Genomic DNA, 16701 nt, shown 5'->3' on the forward strand with positions numbered 1-16701 from the left:
TGAATTGGGGGATGTATGATGGATGACAAGCAATGGGAGCGTTTTTTAGTGCCGTACCGCCAGGCTGTTGAAGAATTAAAAGTGAAGCTCAAGGGGATCCGCACGCTTTATGAATATGAGGATGACCATTCACCGATTGAGTTTGTGACAGGACGCGTCAAGCCTGTGGCGAGTATACTCGAAAAAGCCAGACGGAAAAGCATACCATTACATGAAATTGAAACCATGCAGGATATCGCAGGCCTTAGGATCATGTGCCAATTTGTCGATGACATCCAATTTGTAAAGGAAATGCTGTTTGCCCGAAAAGATTTCACCGTTGTGGATCAGAGAGATTATATTGCAGAACATAAAGAGAGCGGGTATCGGTCATATCATCTTGTCGTGATGTATCCTTTGCAGACGATATCCGGAGAGAAACATGTTCTTGTTGAAATACAGATCCGTACGCTGGCGATGAATTTTTGGGCGACCATTGAGCATTCATTAAATTATAAATACAGCGGAAACATTCCTGAAAAAGTAAAACTGAGGCTTCAGCGCGCTTCTGAAGCTGCTTCACGGCTTGATGAAGAGATGTCGGAGATCAAGGGTGAAATACAGGAAGCTCAAGCTGCCTTTTCTAGAAAGAAAAAAGGAAGCGAGCATCAATAGGTAAAGGGGAAGAAAAAGCATGAAATTTGCCGTATCGTCAAAAGGAGACAATGTTTCTGATACGCTGAAAAGCAAAATACAGGCGTATTTATTGGATTTTGACATGGAACTGGATGAAAATGAACCGGAAATCGTCATTTCAGTCGGGGGCGACGGGACGCTTTTATACGCTTTTCACAGATACAGCGACAGATTAGATAAAACAGCTTTTGTCGGCGTTCACACGGGTCATCTTGGGTTTTATGCGGACTGGGTTCCTCATGAAATTGAAAAACTCGTGCTCGCAATTGCGAAAACACCGTATCACACTGTGGAATATCCGCTCCTTGAAGTAATAGTAACCTATCATGAAAATGAGCGGGAAGAAAGATATTTGGCGTTAAATGAATGTACGATTAAAAGTATAGAAGGAAGCCTTGTGGCGGATGTGGAAATCAAAGGGCAGCTTTTTGAAACGTTTCGTGGCGACGGCCTTTGCCTGTCCACGCCTTCTGGGAGCACAGCCTACAATAAAGCGCTGGGCGGAGCAATTATCCACCCATCCATCAGAGCGATTCAGCTGGCGGAAATGGCATCTATCAATAACCGCGTATTCCGGACGGTCGGATCACCGCTCCTTCTCCCTTCCCATCATGATTGCATGATTAAACCGAGAAACGAAGTTGACTTTCAAGTGACAATTGACCATTTAACCCTGCTTCATAAGGATGTAAAGTCCATCCGCTGTCAGGTGGCATCCGAAAATGTAAGATTTGCAAGATTCCGTCCGTTTCCGTTTTGGAAAAGAGTCCAGGATTCATTTATCGGAAAAGGTGAGTAGAAAGAGGACGTATCGTGAAGCAATTTATTCTTGAAAAGAAGATCACTACCGCTGAAGACGGAATGACCTTAAAGGAATATACGGTCGATCTGGGAATTTCGAAGCGTCTGCTGACCGACATCAAATTTGGCGGAGGAGATCTTCTCATTAACGGTGAACATGTGACTGTTAAATACGTATTGAAAGAGGGGGACTTTCTTATTGTAAAGTTTCCTGAGGAACAGGTGAGCGAGACGCTTTTGGCCGAGCCTGTTCCGCTCGATATTATGTATGAGGATGAACACGTGCTTGTGATAAACAAACAGCCGTATGTGTCATCTATTCCGTCGCGAGAGCACCCGGCGGGAAGCATCGCGAATGGCATCATCCATCACTACCAAAAAAACGGAGTGCGGGCCACGGTTCATCTTGTCACCCGGCTAGACCGGGATACGTCAGGTGTCATGCTTGTTGCCAAACACCGCTTTGCCCACTCCATTTTATCGTCGGCGCAAAAAAACGGCCTTGTGAAACGCAGATATGTTGCGATTGTGCATGGACGTATGGCAGAGACAGAGGGAAAGGTAGACGCCCCGATTGGCAGACATCCTGACAGTATCATTGAACGGATAGTGACACCGGGCGGTCAGAAGGCTATTACTCACTTTCGTGTCACACGTCTTACGGATGACTTAACCACGGTGGCATTGCAGCTTGAGACAGGGCGGACCCATCAAATTCGCGTCCATATGAGCTATCTCGGCCACCCGCTGTGCGGCGATACGTTGTACGGCGGAACGAGACAGAAGATGGACAGGCAGGCACTGCACAGTGAGCAGCTGTCGTTTATCCACCCGCTGACGCAGGAAAAAATGACGTTTCATGCGGCTCTGCCGCACGATATGTTAGGAATTATGTAAAGGAGAGAATCATTAAAACGATTCTCTCCTTTTTTATATGGGGCGAAATCTAGTCTCGTCATAAGGCATAGAGCTTGGAACGGAGACGGTCTCCAGTTCGGGAAAACGGAAGGCCGTCAGTTCATTTCCAAACACACAGCCTGTATCAATGTTAATGGTGCGATTTTTTATGCGGGGCTCTTTAACAGGTGTGTGTCCGTATACAACCCAGGCTGTCCCGTTATAAGCAGCGGCCCAATCCCGCCTGACGGGTCTGCCGTCCGGATACGTTTCACCCGTCACATCGCCGTAAAGCACAAAGTCCTTTACTCTCCTCGTGTTTTTGCCGATATCGTCAGCCTTTATGCCAGCATGGGCGACAACCAATTCTCCATTATGTAAGATGTCATAAAGCGGCGCAGTTTCATAAAGCCTCATAAATTGTTCGCTGACTTTTCTTCTTTCTTCTTCAGAAAGTGCTTTAAGCTCTGCTGCGGTTGTTTCAAGACCGTGCATCACTTTAACTGGATTTCCTTTTAAGTAGCGGTACAGCTTGTTGCAATGATTTCCCGGGACATAGCGCACTGCTCCTTGTTCATAAGCTCCGGCTACAAAGCGGATGACTTCAATTGATTTGGGGCCCCGGTCTGTCAAATCCCCGGCAAAAACAAGCACCCTGCCTTCATCATGTACAGGCAATCCATTTTTTATTGTGTATCCAAGTTTTTCTATTAGGGCTGTCATTTCATCGTAGCAGCCATGAATATCGCTGATGATATCGTAGTAGGCCATGCAGCATCCTCCTTACTCATGATTTTATTTATTATGAAGCAAATTGCTGTGAGTCATCACCGGCTTTTATGTGCAAATTATAGAAGAATCATTTTCTAAAAAAAAATGAGACCTTATTACTTTATTTTTCATCATCACCCTTGTTAAAATCGCGTTATGTTTTTTTAAAAGGAGGTTCAGATTATGGCGCATACATCTGTCGCATCATTAGTTGTCGTACTTATCGTTGCATTTTTGACTCCCATCCTTTTGCATCGGTTTAAACTCAGCATCCCTGTTGTTGTTGCTGAAATTATTATGGGATTGATTATAGGAAAAAGCGGTCTTAATTTAGTTGTGGAGGGTGATACTTGGCTTCAGACGCTCTCTATGCTCGGATTTATCTTTTTAATGTTTTTAAGCGGTCTTGAAATTGATTTTTCATCCTTTGAGAAGGGAAAGAAAAAGCAGTTTCTGCAAAACGGCAAGGAAGCACCCAATACATTTGCAACAGCATCCATTATTTTTATCGGTATTTTTATTTTATCATTGCTGCTGTCTTATGGGTTCGTCGTGGCCGGATTTATCCAAAATGCTTTCTTAATGACGCTTATTATTTCTACAATATCGTTAGGTGTTGTCGTTCCAACCTTAAAGGAAGAACGGATCATGGATTCAAACATCGGGCAGATTATCCTGCTTGTTGCCGTGATTGCTGACTTGGTCACTATGATTCTTCTTGCTGTATTTTCTTCTTTGTACGGGGAGGACAGCGGAAACATGTGGCTCTTAATGATCTTGTTTGCAGCGGGAGTAGTGCTCTACTTCTTCGGCCGGATCTTTAAACACCGTTCTTTTGTTCAGTCCATGTCTAAAGGGACGATCCAGATTGGCACCCGTGCTATTTTCACTTTAATTATCGTACTGGTGGCTCTGTCTGAATCACTGGGGGCAGAAAATATACTCGGCGCTTTCTTAGCGGGCGTGCTTGTTTCCCTGCTCTCGCCGAACAAGGAATTGGTTCAGCAGCTCGATTCCTTCGGCTATGGGTTCTTAATACCGATTTTCTTTGTGATGGTCGGCGTAAAATTGGATATTTGGACACTTTTTCAGGACCCGAAAATTTTAGTGATGATTCCGCTGCTGCTTATGGCACTGTTAGTAAGCAAGATTCTTCCTATCCTGTACTTGAAGAAATGGTATGATAACCGCACAATATTGGCGTCTGGTTTCCTGCTGACATCAACGCTTTCTCTTGTGATTGCCGCTGCGACAATCGGCCAGCAGCTTCATGTCATCAGTGCGAATATGTCAGGAGCGCTTACGCTGGTGGCGGTTATTGCAAGCATTTTTACGCCGGTCGGATTTAAAAAGCTGTACAAAAAACAGGAGCAGCCGGAGGAGAAAAAGAAGATCACATTTATCGGCGCTAATCAAATGACACTGCCTGTTACACTTGAATTGCCTGAGAGTGAGTATGAAGTGCGTGTCGTGCACGTTTATCAAGAAAACGCTGAGGAAAAGCTGTCAGACTCAGTATTTTCCGTTGAAACGCTTCCTGATTATGAGCATCAAACCCTTGAATCACTCGGTATATTTGATACAGATATCCTTGTAGTGGCGACAGGGGATGAAGACATGAATACGGACATCGCATTATACGCCAAAGAAAAGGGGACAGAAAGAGTCATCGCCAGCACCGGATCACCGAAGAACGAAGCGAAATTGAAGGAGCAGGGCATCGGCATCTTTTCCATCTTGCTGTCGACCAAAACACTGCTTCGCGCGCTGATAGAAGCGCCTGGCGTCATGAAACTGCTCACAAACCAGGAATCTTCGCTGTATCAAATTAATATGGAGAACAGCAAATACGACGGCGTGATTCTCCGTGAATTCCCTTTAACAGGCGATGTGATTTTTGTCAGGATTTTCAGAGGTGTGGACAGCATCGTTCCTCACGGCGATACAAGGCTGAAAATCGGAGACCGCTTAATTGTCACCGGATCACGCGGGTACGTAACGGATCTTAAGAAAACATTGGAAGGATAATATCTTGACCAAATAAGGATTCGTGTTAATATAGAGGTGCAGAACAATTCAATATGTATTCGTAAAACCACTAGGGGTGTCCTTTATAAGGGCTGAGATAAAAGTGTGACTTTTAGACCCTCATAACTTGAACAGGTTCAGACCTGCGTAGGGAAGTGGAGCGGTATTTGTGTTATATAACTATGCCAATTCCAAACCACTTTTCCTTGCGGGAAAGTGGTTTTTTTATTATCAGACAGGGGGAATGACGTGTGAAGTTTTCAGAAGAATGCCGCAGTGCAGCCGCAGAATGGTGGGAAGGCAGCTTTGTCCATCCATTTGTTCAGGGGATCGGTGACGGAACTCTTCCGATTGACCGTTTTAAATACTACGTGCTTCAGGATTCTTATTATTTAACGCATTTTGCGAAGGTGCAATCGTTCGGCGCCGCTTATGCGAAGGACCTTTACACAACGGGACGCATGGCCAGCCATGCTCAAGGTACATATGAAGCGGAAATGGCGCTTCATCGCGAGTTTACAGATCTTTTGGAAATTAGTGAGGAAGAACAGAAGGCATTTAAGCCATCTCCTACCGCTTACTCTTATACATCTCATATGTACCGTTCGGTCTTGAGCGGGAATTTTGCAGAAATCTTGGCAGCTCTTCTCCCGTGCTATTGGCTTTATTATGAGGTTGGTGAGAAATTGCTGACATGTGATCCGGGGCATCCGATCTATCAGAAGTGGATTGGTACCTACGGTGGTGACTGGTTCAGACAGCAGGTGGAAGAACAAATTAACCGTTTGGATGAGTTGGCGGAAAACAGCACCGAGGAAGTGCGTGCCAAGATGAAAGAGAATTTTGTTATTTCCAGCTATTATGAATATCAGTTCTGGGGAATGGCTTATCGAAAAGAAGGCTGGTCAGACAGCAGCGTAAAAGAGGTGGAAGGACTTGGAGCTGCACGCCATAACTGATGACCGCAAGCCGGTTGAAGATCTAGTGAGATCCATTATAGCCATTCAGGATGAGGTTGATTACATCCATATTCGCGAACGGTCTAAATCGGCGGCTGACATTTTGAAACTGCTGGAGCTTATTTCTGAAGGCGGTGTTGATAAGCAAAAGCTGGTGATGAATGGCCGGGTTGATATTGCACTTTTTTCAAATATTCATCGTGTTCAGCTGCCGAGCTGCAGCTTTTCGCCGAAACAAGTAAGAGCCAGATTTCCTCACCTGCACATTGGGCGATCAGTGCATTCACTGGAGGAAGCGCTTCAGGCAGAAAAGGATGATGCTGATTATGTTTTGTTCGGCCATGTGTTTGAAACGGATTGCAAACAAGGCCTTAAGGGCAGAGGCGTGTCTTTGCTTTCAGAAATCAAACAGAGGATCTCGATTCCGGTTATTTCAATTGGAGGGATGACACCTGCCAAATTAAGAGAAATGAAGCAAGCAGGTTCAGACGGTATTGCTGTCATGTCCGGAATTTTTTCTTCCGATGATCCTTTGGAAGCTGCCAGACGATATTCCCGCAAGCTAAAGGAGATTCAGTATGAAAAGGCATTATGATGCAGTTGTCATTGGAGGCGGAATTATTGGTTCCGCGATCGCTTATCAGTTGGCAAAAGAAAAGAAAAACACCGCATTGCTTGAAAGCGGAACAATAGGCGGCAGAACAACAAGCGCCGCGGCAGGGATGCTTGGCGCCCATGCCGAGTGCGAGGAACGGGATGCGTTTTTTGATTTCGCCATGCACAGTCAGCGTATGTACCGAGGTCTTGGAGAGGAGCTATTTGCATTATCCGGTATCGATATTAGAAGGCATGATGGCGGTATGTTTAAGCTTGCATTCTCCGAAGAAGACGTGTCACGCCTCAGACGGATGGACGATTTGGATTCTGTCAGCTGGCATACAAAAGAAGAAGTGCTGGAAAAAGAGCCGTATACGGCCAGTGAGATTTACGGGGCGAGCTTTATTCAGGATGATGTTCATGTTGAGCCTTATTTTGTATGCAAGGCATATGCTAAATCGGCTAAAGCGCTTGGTGCGGATATTTTTGAGCATGCTCCTGTTTTCGATGTGACACGTGGCGGTGAATCCATTTTGGTCAAAACAGCGTCCGGTGACATGCATGCGGATTATGTCGTGGTTGCCAGCGGGGTCTGGAGCGGGATGTTTTTTAAGCAGCTCGGGCTGAATCAGTCATTTTTTCCTGTAAAAGGAGAGTGCCTGTCTGTTTGGAATGATGACATTCCGCTGACAAAAACACTTTATCATGATCATTGCTATATCGTACCGAGAAAAAGCGGCAGACTGGTTGTCGGCGCGACGATGAAGCCTGGTGACTGGAGCGAGAAGGCTGATCTTGGCGGACTTCAGTCGGTTATGGAAAAAGCGAAAACGATGCTGCCGGCGATTCAGAATATGAAGGTTGATCGTTTTTGGGCGGGACTGCGTCCGGGGACAAAGGACGGAAAGCCATACATTGGCAAGCACCCTCAGGACAGCCGCATTTTATTTGCGGCGGGCCATTTCAGAAACGGGATTCTGCTTGCTCCTGCAACGGGTGCTTTAATTGGTGATCTCATTATGAATAAAGAGGTCAAGGCGGACTGGCTGCACGCCTTTCGAATTGATCGCAAGGAGGCGGTTCAGATATGATGCTTCAGCTGAACGGTAAACAAGTTGAATGGGATAGAGACACAGGTACGATTCAGGATCTGCTTGCGTCTTATCAGCTTGAACATAAAATCGTTGTCGTTGAAAGAAATAAAGAAATTATCGGCAAAGAACAATATCACGAGGTAGAGCTGTGTGATCGTGATGTCATCGAAATTGTCCATTTTGTAGGAGGCGGATGAGAATGTTAACAATTGGCGGGAAACAATTTCAATCAAGGCTGCTGTTGGGCACGGGAAAATATCCATCGTTTGATATTCAAAAGGAAGCGGTGGCTGTTTCAGAGTCTGATATTTTAACATTTGCTGTACGGAGAATGAATATCTTTGAAGCGTCTCAGCCTAATTTTCTGGAACAGCTTGATTTATCCAAATATACGCTTCTGCCAAATACAGCTGGCGCCAGTACGGCGGAAGAAGCAGTTCGAATTGCACGGCTCGCGAAAGCATCCGGGCTTTGTGACATGATTAAAGTCGAAGTCATCGGGTGCAGCCGTTCATTGCTGCCCGATCCTGTGGAAACGTTAAAAGCGTCTGAACAGCTTCTTGAAGAGGGATTTATTGTGCTGCCGTACACCTCGGATGATGTGGTGCTGGCGAGAAAGCTTGAAGAGCTTGGTGTTCATGCTATTATGCCGGGGGCTTCTCCGATTGGATCGGGACAGGGGATTTTAAATCCTCTGAATCTGTCATTTATCATTGAACAGGCCAAAGTGCCGGTCATCGTGGATGCCGGAATCGGATCGCCAAAAGATGCGGCATATGCAATGGAGCTGGGAGCGGACGGCGTACTGCTGAATACGGCCGTATCAGGTGCGAACGATCCGGTGAAAATGGCGCGCGCCATGAAGCTCGCAGTAGAAGCAGGGCGCCTATCTTATGAAGCAGGCCGCATTCCAGTCAAGTCATATGGAACGGCAAGCAGTCCGGGAGAAGGTCTTCCTGTATGACGGACAGGTACTCCAGACAGGAGCTGTTTGCTCCAATCGGCCCCGAAGGCCAGAAGAAACTGAGAGAGGCGCGCGTTGTGATCATCGGCGCCGGCGCACTGGGAACGGCCAGCGCAGAGATGCTGGTGAGAGCGGGAGTCGGATCGGTGAAAATCGCCGATAGAGATTACGTCGAATGGAGCAATCTTCAGCGCCAGCAGCTTTACACAGAAAATGATGTCAGAAAGGAAATGCCGAAAGCAGCGGCAGCTGAGCAGCGCCTTCGTTCCATTAACAGTGATGTGGATGTGACCGGACTTGTCATGGATGTCACAGCAGAAAACGTATCCGAACTGATTCGCGGAGCATCAATCATTGTAGATGCCGCCGATAATTTTGAAACCCGGCTTATTGTTAACGATGCTGCAGTGAAAGAAGGCATTCCGTTTCTTTACGGCGCTTGTGTGGGTAGCTACGGCCTTACGTTTACTGTATTGCCGGGGGTAACCCCCTGCCTTCATTGTTTACTCGATACCCTTCCGATTGGCGGTGCGACATGCGACACAGCCGGCATTATCAGCCCGGCTGTTCTGCAGGTTGCTGTCCTTCAGGTGACAGACGCTCTGAAACTGCTAACGGGAGAGGAATGCGAGCCCGTGTTGCGCTCCTTTGACCTGTGGAAACATGAGCGGTCAGAAGTAAGAGCAGCGGGACTTAAAGATGACTCGTGTCCAAGCTGCGGCACAAAGGATTTTCCGTTTTTATCATACGAAAACCAAACGAAAGCAGCAGTATTGTGCGGCAGAAACACGGTGCAAATCAGATCCTCTTTCACAAAAGAAGCAGATCTTGACGTGATGGCGGGGCAGCTGAGGCAGGCGGGGCTGGAAGTAGCAGCGAATCCGTATTTAATTTCCTGCCGCTCGGATGACATGAAAATGGTGCTGTTTCGGGACGGCAGAGCATTGATCCATGGAACAAATGATATTGCCAGGGCAAAATCCATCTATCATAAATGGATCGGGTAATAAAAGGAGTGTAGTGTAATGAGTATATATAAAGCCTTGACGATCGCCGGCTCTGACTCAGGCGGAGGCGCGGGGATACAGGCAGATATTAAAACCTTTCAGGAGCTTGGTGTATTCGGAATGTCTGCCATCACGGCGGTAACTGCACAGAATACACTTGGCGTTCACGGCGTGTATCCGCTGACTGCAGAGGCACTGAGAGAGCAAATTGATGCTGTGGCGGAGGATTTGAGACCGGACGCCGTAAAAACAGGAATGCTTTGGAATGCAGAAATGATTGAAGAAGTGGCAAGGAAAATTGATCAATACGAATTAACCCGGGTGATCGTTGATCCGGTTATGATCGCGAAGGGCGGGGCGTCCTTGCTGCGCGATGAATCAATCGCTACGCTGAAGGAGCTGCTGATCCCACGAAGCTATGCGATCACGCCGAATGTGCCGGAAGCAGAAGCGCTGACGGGTATGGTGATCCGTTCGCTTGATGACCGGAAGAAAGCTGCGGAACAGCTAGTGAAGATGGGTGCGCAGCATGTGATTATCAAAGGCGGGCACCAGCCTGAGGACAATCACATTACTGACCTTCTTTTTGATGGAAACATGTTTATGCAAATCAGCCATCCTTATATCGATACGAAGCATACGCATGGCACTGGCTGCACCTTTGCTGCGGCTTTAACAGCCCAAACCGCTAAAGGAGACAGCATCCATCAGGCATTCGAGGTTGCTGCCAACTTTGTCCGCGAAGCCGTAGAAAATACGCTCGGCATCGGATCGGGCCACGGGCCGACAAATCATTTCGCTTTTAAACGAAACAGCATAAAAATAAACCGATGAGACCACCTGCTTATGGTGGTCTCTTTCATGTTTGACTTTGGTATGCGCTTTTCATCTGGACAAGGTTATGATATGATAGGTATTAAGATCAGGTACTAATACTATGTCTTTAACAAATATAGGAGGCTTTATACATATGAATTTTTCACTTGAAGGCCGCAACATTGTTGTTATGGGAGTAGCCAACAAACGCAGTATCGCTTGGGGAATTGCGCGCTCTTTACATGAAGCGGGTGCACGATTGATTTTCACATATGCAGGTGAACGCCTGGAGAAATCTGTTCATGAACTCGCTGGAACTTTAGAGCGAAACGATTCCATTATCCTTCCTTGCGACGTAACAAACGACAAGGAAATCGAAACTTGTTTCGCAAGCATTAAGGAGCAGGTCGGTGTGATCCACGGTATCGCACATTGTATCGCGTTTGCCAACAAAGAAGAGCTTGTCGGCGAATATTTAAACACAAACCGTGAGGGCTTCCTTCTAGCTCACAACATCAGCTCATACTCACTGACCGCTGTCACAAAAGCGGCGCGTCCGATGATGACTGAAGGCGGAAGCATCGTAACGCTGACTTACCTTGGCGGAGAGCTCGTTATGCCGAACTACAATGTGATGGGTGTAGCGAAAGCTTCTCTTGATGCAAGTGTGAAGTACTTAGCTGCTGACTTAGGAAAAGAAAATATCCGCGTTAACAGCATTTCTGCTGGTCCGATCAGAACATTATCTGCTAAAGGCATCAGTGACTTCAACTCAATCTTAAAAGACATCGAAGAGCGTGCACCGCTTCGCCGCACGACCACACCTGAAGAGGTGGGAGATACAGCTGCATTTTTATTTAGCGATATGTCCCGAGGCATTACAGGTGAAAATCTTCATGTTGATTCAGGTTTCCATATCACTGCCCGCTAAGCAGTTTCACCTTCAAGCAGTCCCAAACAGGGATTGCTTTTTTATTTCTTCTGATTTTCAGCATTCTGTCATATAGATAGAATATGACAGAATCGGAGGGATGAAGATGTCTAATAAGAAAAGAAACGCGGATAAAAAACCGCTCATGTATATTGTTCAGCCGGACTATGTGGAAACACGCTCGTCCATGCAGGAGATCGTCATTAAAAGAAAGGCTAAACCGGCTCCGCCAAAAGCAGAGGAACAGCCGGTTTACCATGAAAAAGAGCGGGAAGACATTCAGGTAAAAGATGCTGTGGAAACAGAGGAAAAAAAGCGGGAAGACATTCAGGCAAAAGATGCTCAGCAAACAGAGAAAAAACAGGCAGAGGAACCAGTGCGTCAGCAAAAACAAGAGGTAAGAGAGCCGGAGAACCAGAAAAAGCAGCAGGTACCGTTAGAAGAGCCGCAGGCAATTGAAGAAATCCCCAAACAGCAGTCTCGGGAAGCGGAAAAAAAGGAAGAGCCTGCACCTGAAGCCCGTAAGCCTGAAAAGGAACCGGAGGCCGTGCATAATGCAGCTAAAGCTGAAGAAAAGGCACCGCCGGCCAGAAAAGTGAAAAAACCGATGAGCAAGATGTCCATCCATGAAAAAATCGATTTTTTAACAAAACTGCCGCATAACATGCCGAGAGCGCTTTGTCTGATTGAAGCCAATGGAAAAACGTACAGAGGCGTGATTGTCGGAAGAAGAAATGATTCCGTCCTGCTTCGGACGACCGGAAATGGTGCTCCGACTGAGCTGGCGATCGATGAGATAACATCTCTGCACCCGTTAGGTTTTTAATGAAAGCAAAAAGCTGCCCGGCAGATCGTTCCGGCAGCTTTTTTACATAGAGAAAAGCCTGCAAATCTTGCAAGCTTTTCCGTCTTATCATGAATGATGATGTGTGCGATTGATTAAACGAGGATTTAAGCAATTGATCGCGCAGAAGCAGTCTAAATCCACTTCAATACAGTAGTTCGTTTTTTCAAGTCGGAACACTTCACAAATCGTGTCTTTATCGGTGAAGTCCAAAATGTGTTTGTGTTCGTCAAAAGCGATTAATAAGGATAGCGTTGCGCAGCTGCCATGAACTTTTTCCACTCTAAAAAATACTGTATTAAAGCAAGGTCCGTTATCCAGCTCGCCGACATTTCCGAAGGCGACTAAAGGCTTTGATTTTGATGTAAATATTGCAAAAGGCACTGTATCGCCTAATGAATGGTTTACTGACAAAAGCTTGGAATGGCAGCCGGTCGGGCAATCCTCTTCAACCGCGTTTTGCAGATCTTCAATTTGTTCTACCGCTTCACGCACGCAGCTTGATGTTTTCTGGCTCATATTATCCCTCCTGCCTTGTAATTTTGAGACTGGCGAAATGATGGAGAGTCAGCTGCCTCACTTTCGAAGCAGCTGAATGATTTGCACCTGTAATAGAGTTTGGAAGGGGATTCCTCTTTACAAGTGTTTATCCATTGTGATGATGCTTTTTATCTCTGTTAGGGGATGTTCTGTCAACTAACTCTGGTGACAGGCATTGAATCGCACAGAAGCATCCGAGATCCACTTCTATGCAGAAATCTGTTTTTTCAAGCCCGAAGAAATCCGGGTCGCAAGGATGGCAAACACTTAAGGTTTCGCCTTTAACATCGACCGGGCGTAAAATAGACAGTGTAGCGCAGCAATCGCATAATTTCTCGACGCGGAAGAAAATGGATTCAAAGCATTGCATATCATCCACAAATCCCCCCACGTTTCCGAATGTGGAGAACAACCCGCCTTTTTTATCAAAAACGAGAAACGGAATTGTGTCTTTTCCAGCAATCGTAGGGTTTAAAAGGTTGGTATAGCAGCCAGTCGGACACTGTTCTTCAACTGCCTCCTGCTCTGCTAAAATCTTTTCCACTGCATCGCATACACAGTTCTCATGTCGGCCATGGGTTTTTCCGCAGCTCATTGATTTCAGCTCCTTCTTTATAGGGTATTTGACTTTAGTCCTTAACAACATATGTACTCGTGCCTCACTTGGTGTGGGTGAACGTCTATATATTCATCATATGCGGGAAAATAAGAAAAAGCAGAGCGTTTTTAGCTCTGCTTTTAGATTTACAGGATGAGTATGATGACTAGGGCTGCCACAAGTGTGTTAGTAGCTGTGGAGATTAATGTTGCTACATCAGCATCTACTGTTGTGACATTTACACCGCGGGAGCATTCGATGAGAAGTTTTTGGCGGTTTACTTGTTTGTTAGCTGTCAGCTGCAATAAATCTTGTGCGACTAATTCTGCAATTACTCCGTCTGCAATGGATGTGAGAGCTACTGTTAGAACAGCTGCATTAAGCGCTGTTACAACTGATGTTACGGCTTGAATGTCTGTAGATGAAATGTTGATGTCACAAGAGTCTCTAATAATAATTGTTTCATCGGAAACTTGTTTGTTGAGATTTGCCTGTGCGAGATTTTGGTCAATGAAGGCGTTGTCGTCGCCAAAAGCCCCATTGCCATTACAGCAAATATCGCAATTGCATTTTCTTTCTTCTTTTTTATCTTTTTCGTCTAACGGATGGTCACAGTCAGGATCAAGTGCAACCCAAGAATATGGTCTGCTTTCCATATCTATTCCTCCTTTTCTTTTACTGTTATTAGATGAGCGAGCCTCAAATTTTGACTGAGGCATATATCCTGATGAAGAACCCTATTTTTTATGATTGGTTTGAATTGTTATTGTTTTGACGTCTTTGTCTGAGCTGTTCAATTAATTGTTCTCTCCGGCTTAGCGGTTTTTCGTTCTTTTGCTCTTGCACAGTGGCTTCTTCTTTTTTCTTCTTTTGTTTTTCAACTATTTCCGCTGATTTAGCTTGCAAGTCTTTTACCATATTCAATAGCATTTCCTTTTCTTCATCTGAAAGTTTTTTCATTTTGTCTTTGGTGACGCCGTGTTTCAGAAAGATATTTTGAACCAGCATTTTCGACATAGGATCAACTTCCGGAAGCTTTTCAAGCTCTTCTTTGATTTTATCGTTATCTGACATTTGTTTTCACCTCGACTTTTAAGTTTGTGAAAAGAAAGGGTTAAAGGACGTCAAGCTCAAGGAGAATACTATTTAGCACCTGAAGCAAAATTTGTACAAAGGTTATTATTTCGTCGGCAGATAAAGTGATTTTGATATTTCGGCTGTTGATAATTTTAATGATGGTTCTTTTTTTGATTTGGGAGTTATCGAGAATGAGTATTTCGCTTGCTACTGTGTCAGACAAGTCCTCGTCGGCGATGACGAGCTGTATCGTCAGGATAATCAATGTTGTAGCCAAGGCTTGTATAGAAAGGGCAGCTGTTATATGTGACGTATCTATTGTGATATTTTCGCAATCAATGACTTCGATCTGCTGTTCGAATTCGCTTGATAATTGCTCAAATATTTCAGGATGCAGGGATTCAACTTCTTCTTCAAATGACATAACCTTCACTCCTTTCTTATCCATACTGTATATAATGCAGAAGAGGTGCAGAGCGGAATAAGAAAAATAACCAATTTTCAACAGGACAAGATACAAATTCATGAAAGCTAGGGTTTCTGCATATATGTGAAGGGGATGATGAAAGGAGTGAACAAGTGGTTATCAATTGGCTGTCTCTTTTCCTTCTTTCGCTTGCGGTCTTCCGGCTCGCGCGTCTTTTCGTGTTTGATACGATTATGGCGCCGCTTCGCAGCCTTTTTCATGAAGAGAAGGAGGAAAAGGATGCGGACGGGAACATCGAAACGTACATTGTCATAAAGGGAACAGGTGTGAGGGCGTTTATCGGTGAATTGCTGAGCTGCTATTGGTGCACAGGCGTGTGGTGCGCGGGCTTTTTAATTTTGTGCCAGGCATTCATTCCAGAGGCGGCCCAGTGGCTGGTTTTGCTGCTGGCGATCGCCGGGCTGGCCGGTATAATTGAAACCCTTGTATCAAAATGGCTGCAGGAATGAGGCATTCCCACCAGCAACTTTCCGTCAGTCTCCGCATAAAGTAGCATATATGACATAAGGAAAGGAAGGGATCAAAGTGAATCAAATTAACAAACCTTCCCAAAAAACTCCATATACAGATTCATCGTATCAAACAAAAAAGATCAAAAAGAAAGGCTGCGGGTGCGGCAGTAAAAAGAAAAAACCTCAATAGCCTGACCCTGACAAGAGACCGGAGATGTCCGGTTTTTTGTTTTTTTAACAATGATGGTTCGCTCAGCATATGTCATGAGAGGGGGGATCTCATGAATGAGTTTGAAAAATTCATAGAGGGCAGGTATGAACCGCACGAACAAAAGCAAAACAAGCATGACAAGATGATCAAACAGATTGAAAAGGAGTTGGCTTTATTTGACGAAGCCGGCCTGTCGTTTGAACAAGAAATTGAAGAATTGGCTGAAAAGACGGAAGCCTTACTGAAAAAACGGCAGGCTCAGCATGATCCAATATAAATCCGCAAGCGCCCTATGCGGATATCCAAGCCGATCATGATGACTCGCATAGTGTATAGAGAGTAAAGGAGGTGCTTAGTTATGGGATTTGGTTACGGAGGCGGCTGCTGCGGCGGCGGTTATGCTGGAGGATATTCAGGCGGTTACGGTTCAACATTCGTTCTTGTGGTCGTACTGTTCATTCTTCTCATCATCGTAGGTGCATCTTTTTTTAACTACTAAGAAATGAATGAAGGAGGAAGTACGGATGATTTCCGTGCTTCTTCCTACTTTATGTATTCTTTGCTGCTTTTTAAATCAGTAACTTATTTCTGCTTGCAAATCATCACATTATACGTAAAGCGGTCATATAATACTGTATTACTCCGCCAAAAGGAGGCGTATTATGGATAATCAATTTTTTAAGAACATTGAAAAGAAAACGGGCGTGAACATGCAGGATGTCATGAATCTTGCAGGCTCACTTCAAAACGCCAATTTTAAAGATGAAAACACAGTCCGCAGCGTCATTAAGCGCGTGGCGCAGCTGGCAAACAGACGCGTGCCGAAAGAAATGGAAGATAAGATTGTCCAGTCCATTACAAGCGGAAAAGAAAAGCTTGATTTTGGAACAATTTCTAAAATGTTGGATAATAAATAAGCGGATGGCCTGGGCAACGGGCCTTTTTTACAGTG

22 protein-coding genes, 1 pseudogene and 1 riboswitch are annotated in these 16701 nt (G+C 45.3%); of the genes and pseudogenes, 17 read left to right on the top strand and 6 right to left on the bottom strand.

All coding sequences use genetic code 11. The annotated features are described in order from the left end of the window. The first annotated feature begins 18 nt into the window (after window positions 1-18). The 3 genes and pseudogenes from yjbM (at window position 19) to HC660_RS06385 (ending at window position 2389) form a co-directional block, all read left to right on the top strand. Window positions 19-654: a GTP diphosphokinase gene (yjbM, locus tag HC660_RS06375; protein WP_024120930.1), complete on the top strand. Its 636-nt coding sequence runs from the start codon at window positions 19-21 to the stop codon at window positions 652-654. Window positions 655-673: 19 nt separating this feature from the next. Beyond that, window positions 674-1474, top strand: a complete 801-nt coding sequence (locus HC660_RS06380) for an NAD kinase (protein ID WP_010333761.1) — start codon at window positions 674-676, stop codon at window positions 1472-1474. 62 nt (window positions 1475-1536) lie between these two features. After that, window positions 1537-2389 (top strand): annotated as a pseudogene (locus HC660_RS06385) (RluA family pseudouridine synthase). A 17-nt stretch (window positions 2390-2406) separates the two neighbouring features. Here HC660_RS06385 and prpE read toward each other — a convergent pair. Beyond that, complete coding sequence (gene prpE, locus HC660_RS06390; RefSeq protein WP_168747427.1) at window positions 2407-3144, bottom strand: bis(5'-nucleosyl)-tetraphosphatase PrpE; 738 nt, start codon at window positions 3142-3144, stop codon at window positions 2407-2409. 183 nt (window positions 3145-3327) lie between these two features. Between prpE and HC660_RS06395 the strand changes: the two genes are divergently transcribed. The 10 genes from HC660_RS06395 (at window position 3328) to cotO (ending at window position 12366) form a co-directional block, all read left to right on the top strand. Continuing rightward, window positions 3328-5172 carry a monovalent cation:proton antiporter family protein gene (locus HC660_RS06395; protein WP_168747428.1) on the top strand — a complete coding sequence of 615 codons (1845 nt, stop codon included), beginning with the start codon at window positions 3328-3330 and terminating at the stop codon, window positions 5170-5172. 62 nt (window positions 5173-5234) lie between these two features. Next, window positions 5235-5343: riboswitch (TPP riboswitch) on the top strand. Window positions 5344-5423: 80 nt separating this feature from the next. Beyond that, a complete protein-coding gene (gene tenA, locus HC660_RS06400; RefSeq protein WP_168747429.1) occupies window positions 5424-6131 on the top strand; it encodes a thiaminase II in 708 nt (235 codons plus the stop codon). Further along, window positions 6109-6726 carry a thiazole tautomerase TenI gene (gene tenI, locus HC660_RS06405; RefSeq protein ID WP_168747430.1) on the top strand — a complete coding sequence of 206 codons (618 nt, stop codon included), beginning with the start codon at window positions 6109-6111 and terminating at the stop codon, window positions 6724-6726. The genes tenA and tenI overlap by 23 nt, the downstream gene beginning before the upstream one ends. After that, window positions 6710-7819, top strand: coding sequence for a glycine oxidase ThiO (gene thiO / locus HC660_RS06410; protein ID WP_168747431.1), 1110 nt, complete (start codon window positions 6710-6712; stop codon window positions 7817-7819). The genes tenI and thiO overlap by 17 nt, the downstream gene beginning before the upstream one ends. Continuing rightward, a complete protein-coding gene (gene thiS, locus HC660_RS06415) occupies window positions 7819-8019 on the top strand; it encodes a sulfur carrier protein ThiS (RefSeq protein ID WP_081720798.1) in 201 nt (66 codons plus the stop codon). The genes thiO and thiS overlap by 1 nt, the downstream gene beginning before the upstream one ends. Beyond that, a complete protein-coding gene (gene thiG / locus HC660_RS06420) occupies window positions 8016-8786 on the top strand; it encodes a thiazole synthase (protein WP_081720775.1) in 771 nt (256 codons plus the stop codon). The genes thiS and thiG overlap by 4 nt, the downstream gene beginning before the upstream one ends. After that, window positions 8783-9793, top strand: coding sequence for a thiazole biosynthesis adenylyltransferase ThiF (gene thiF / locus HC660_RS06425; protein WP_168747432.1), 1011 nt, complete (start codon window positions 8783-8785; stop codon window positions 9791-9793). Before thiG ends, thiF begins: the two co-directional genes overlap by 4 nt. An 18-nt stretch (window positions 9794-9811) precedes the next feature. After that, complete coding sequence (thiD, locus tag HC660_RS06430; protein WP_168747433.1) at window positions 9812-10627, top strand: bifunctional hydroxymethylpyrimidine kinase/phosphomethylpyrimidine kinase; 816 nt, start codon at window positions 9812-9814, stop codon at window positions 10625-10627. A gap of 136 nt (window positions 10628-10763) precedes the next feature. Beyond that, window positions 10764-11540, top strand: a complete 777-nt coding sequence (gene fabI, locus HC660_RS06435) for an enoyl-ACP reductase FabI (RefSeq protein ID WP_168747434.1) — start codon at window positions 10764-10766, stop codon at window positions 11538-11540. Between the two features lie 100 nt (window positions 11541-11640). Continuing rightward, window positions 11641-12366: a spore coat protein CotO gene (gene cotO, locus HC660_RS06440; RefSeq protein WP_168747435.1), complete on the top strand. Its 726-nt coding sequence runs from the start codon at window positions 11641-11643 to the stop codon at window positions 12364-12366. An 87-nt stretch (window positions 12367-12453) separates the two neighbouring features. Here cotO and cotZ read toward each other — a convergent pair whose 3' ends face one another. From cotZ to cotV, 5 genes are all read right to left on the bottom strand, one after another. Then, window positions 12454-12903: a spore coat protein CotZ gene (gene cotZ, locus HC660_RS06445; RefSeq protein ID WP_168747436.1), complete on the bottom strand. Its 450-nt coding sequence runs from the start codon at window positions 12901-12903 to the stop codon at window positions 12454-12456. Between the two features lie 127 nt (window positions 12904-13030). Further along, complete coding sequence (gene cotY / locus HC660_RS06450; RefSeq protein WP_010333777.1) at window positions 13031-13519, bottom strand: spore coat protein CotY; 489 nt, start codon at window positions 13517-13519, stop codon at window positions 13031-13033. 149 nt (window positions 13520-13668) lie between these two features. Next, window positions 13669-14178 carry a spore coat protein CotX gene (gene cotX, locus HC660_RS06455; RefSeq protein WP_168747437.1) on the bottom strand — a complete coding sequence of 170 codons (510 nt, stop codon included), beginning with the start codon at window positions 14176-14178 and terminating at the stop codon, window positions 13669-13671. Window positions 14179-14266: 88 nt separating this feature from the next. Continuing rightward, complete coding sequence (locus tag HC660_RS06460; RefSeq protein ID WP_168747438.1) at window positions 14267-14596, bottom strand: spore coat protein; 330 nt, start codon at window positions 14594-14596, stop codon at window positions 14267-14269. A gap of 40 nt (window positions 14597-14636) precedes the next feature. After that, the gene (cotV, locus tag HC660_RS06465) at window positions 14637-15023 is read right to left on the bottom strand and encodes a spore coat protein CotV (RefSeq protein WP_168747439.1); all 387 of its coding nucleotides are present in this window, start codon (window positions 15021-15023) and stop codon (window positions 14637-14639) included. Between the two features lie 155 nt (window positions 15024-15178). Here cotV and HC660_RS06470 point away from each other — a divergent pair, with 155 nt between their 5' ends. From HC660_RS06470 to spoVIF, 4 genes are all read left to right on the top strand, one after another. Further along, window positions 15179-15535: a DUF1360 domain-containing protein gene (locus HC660_RS06470; RefSeq protein WP_010333781.1), complete on the top strand. Its 357-nt coding sequence runs from the start codon at window positions 15179-15181 to the stop codon at window positions 15533-15535. A gap of 284 nt (window positions 15536-15819) precedes the next feature. Beyond that, the gene (locus tag HC660_RS06475) at window positions 15820-16026 is read left to right on the top strand and encodes a protein YjzK (protein ID WP_168747440.1); all 207 of its coding nucleotides are present in this window, start codon (window positions 15820-15822) and stop codon (window positions 16024-16026) included. Window positions 16027-16107: 81 nt separating this feature from the next. Next, window positions 16108-16248, top strand: coding sequence for a YjcZ family sporulation protein (locus HC660_RS06480; RefSeq protein WP_168747441.1), 141 nt, complete (start codon window positions 16108-16110; stop codon window positions 16246-16248). 163 nt (window positions 16249-16411) lie between these two features. Beyond that, entirely contained in the window at window positions 16412-16666 is a 255-nt protein-coding gene (spoVIF, locus tag HC660_RS06485) for a sporulation-specific transcription regulator SpoVIF (protein WP_010333784.1), read from the top strand. Window positions 16667-16701: the final 35 nt, after the last annotated feature.

Origin of the sequence: Bacillus mojavensis, assembly GCF_012648005.1 — a bacterium.
Classification (GTDB): Bacteria; Bacillota; Bacilli; order Bacillales; family Bacillaceae; genus Bacillus; species Bacillus mojavensis.

Excerpts from the sequence above, each read along its gene's own strand:
- cotY (WP_010333777.1), bottom strand. The coding sequence starts at position 13,519 with ATGAGCTGCGGAAAAACCCATGGCCGACATGAGAACTGTGTATGCGAT.
- cotZ (WP_168747436.1), bottom strand. The coding sequence starts at position 12,903 with ATGAGCCAGAAAACATCAAGCTGCGTGCGTGAAGCGGTAGAACAAATT.
- thiS (WP_081720798.1), top strand. The coding sequence starts at position 7,819 with ATGCTTCAGCTGAACGGTAAACAAGTTGAATGGGATAGAGACACAGGT.
- spoVIF (WP_010333784.1), top strand. The coding sequence starts at position 16,412 with ATGGATAATCAATTTTTTAAGAACATTGAAAAGAAAACGGGCGTGAAC.
- HC660_RS06395 (WP_168747428.1), top strand. The coding sequence starts at position 3,328 with ATGGCGCATACATCTGTCGCATCATTAGTTGTCGTACTTATCGTTGCA.
- cotX (WP_168747437.1), bottom strand. The coding sequence starts at position 14,178 with ATGGAAAGCAGACCATATTCTTGGGTTGCACTTGATCCTGACTGTGAC.
- HC660_RS06460 (WP_168747438.1), bottom strand. The coding sequence starts at position 14,596 with ATGTCAGATAACGATAAAATCAAAGAAGAGCTTGAAAAGCTTCCGGAA.
- thiF (WP_168747432.1), top strand. The coding sequence starts at position 8,783 with ATGACGGACAGGTACTCCAGACAGGAGCTGTTTGCTCCAATCGGCCCC.
- thiD (WP_168747433.1), top strand. The coding sequence starts at position 9,812 with ATGAGTATATATAAAGCCTTGACGATCGCCGGCTCTGACTCAGGCGGA.
- cotV (WP_168747439.1), bottom strand. The coding sequence starts at position 15,023 with ATGTCATTTGAAGAAGAAGTTGAATCCCTGCATCCTGAAATATTTGAG.
- fabI (WP_168747434.1), top strand. The coding sequence starts at position 10,764 with ATGAATTTTTCACTTGAAGGCCGCAACATTGTTGTTATGGGAGTAGCC.
- HC660_RS06480 (WP_168747441.1), top strand. The coding sequence starts at position 16,108 with ATGGGATTTGGTTACGGAGGCGGCTGCTGCGGCGGCGGTTATGCTGGA.
- thiG (WP_081720775.1), top strand. The coding sequence starts at position 8,016 with ATGAGAATGTTAACAATTGGCGGGAAACAATTTCAATCAAGGCTGCTG.
- thiO (WP_168747431.1), top strand. The coding sequence starts at position 6,710 with ATGAAAAGGCATTATGATGCAGTTGTCATTGGAGGCGGAATTATTGGT.
- HC660_RS06475 (WP_168747440.1), top strand. The coding sequence starts at position 15,820 with ATGAATGAGTTTGAAAAATTCATAGAGGGCAGGTATGAACCGCACGAA.
- HC660_RS06380 (WP_010333761.1), top strand. The coding sequence starts at position 674 with ATGAAATTTGCCGTATCGTCAAAAGGAGACAATGTTTCTGATACGCTG.
- cotO (WP_168747435.1), top strand. The coding sequence starts at position 11,641 with ATGAAGATGTCTAATAAGAAAAGAAACGCGGATAAAAAACCGCTCATG.
- prpE (WP_168747427.1), bottom strand. The coding sequence starts at position 3,144 with ATGGCCTACTACGATATCATCAGCGATATTCATGGCTGCTACGATGAA.
- yjbM (WP_024120930.1), top strand. The coding sequence starts at position 19 with ATGGATGACAAGCAATGGGAGCGTTTTTTAGTGCCGTACCGCCAGGCT.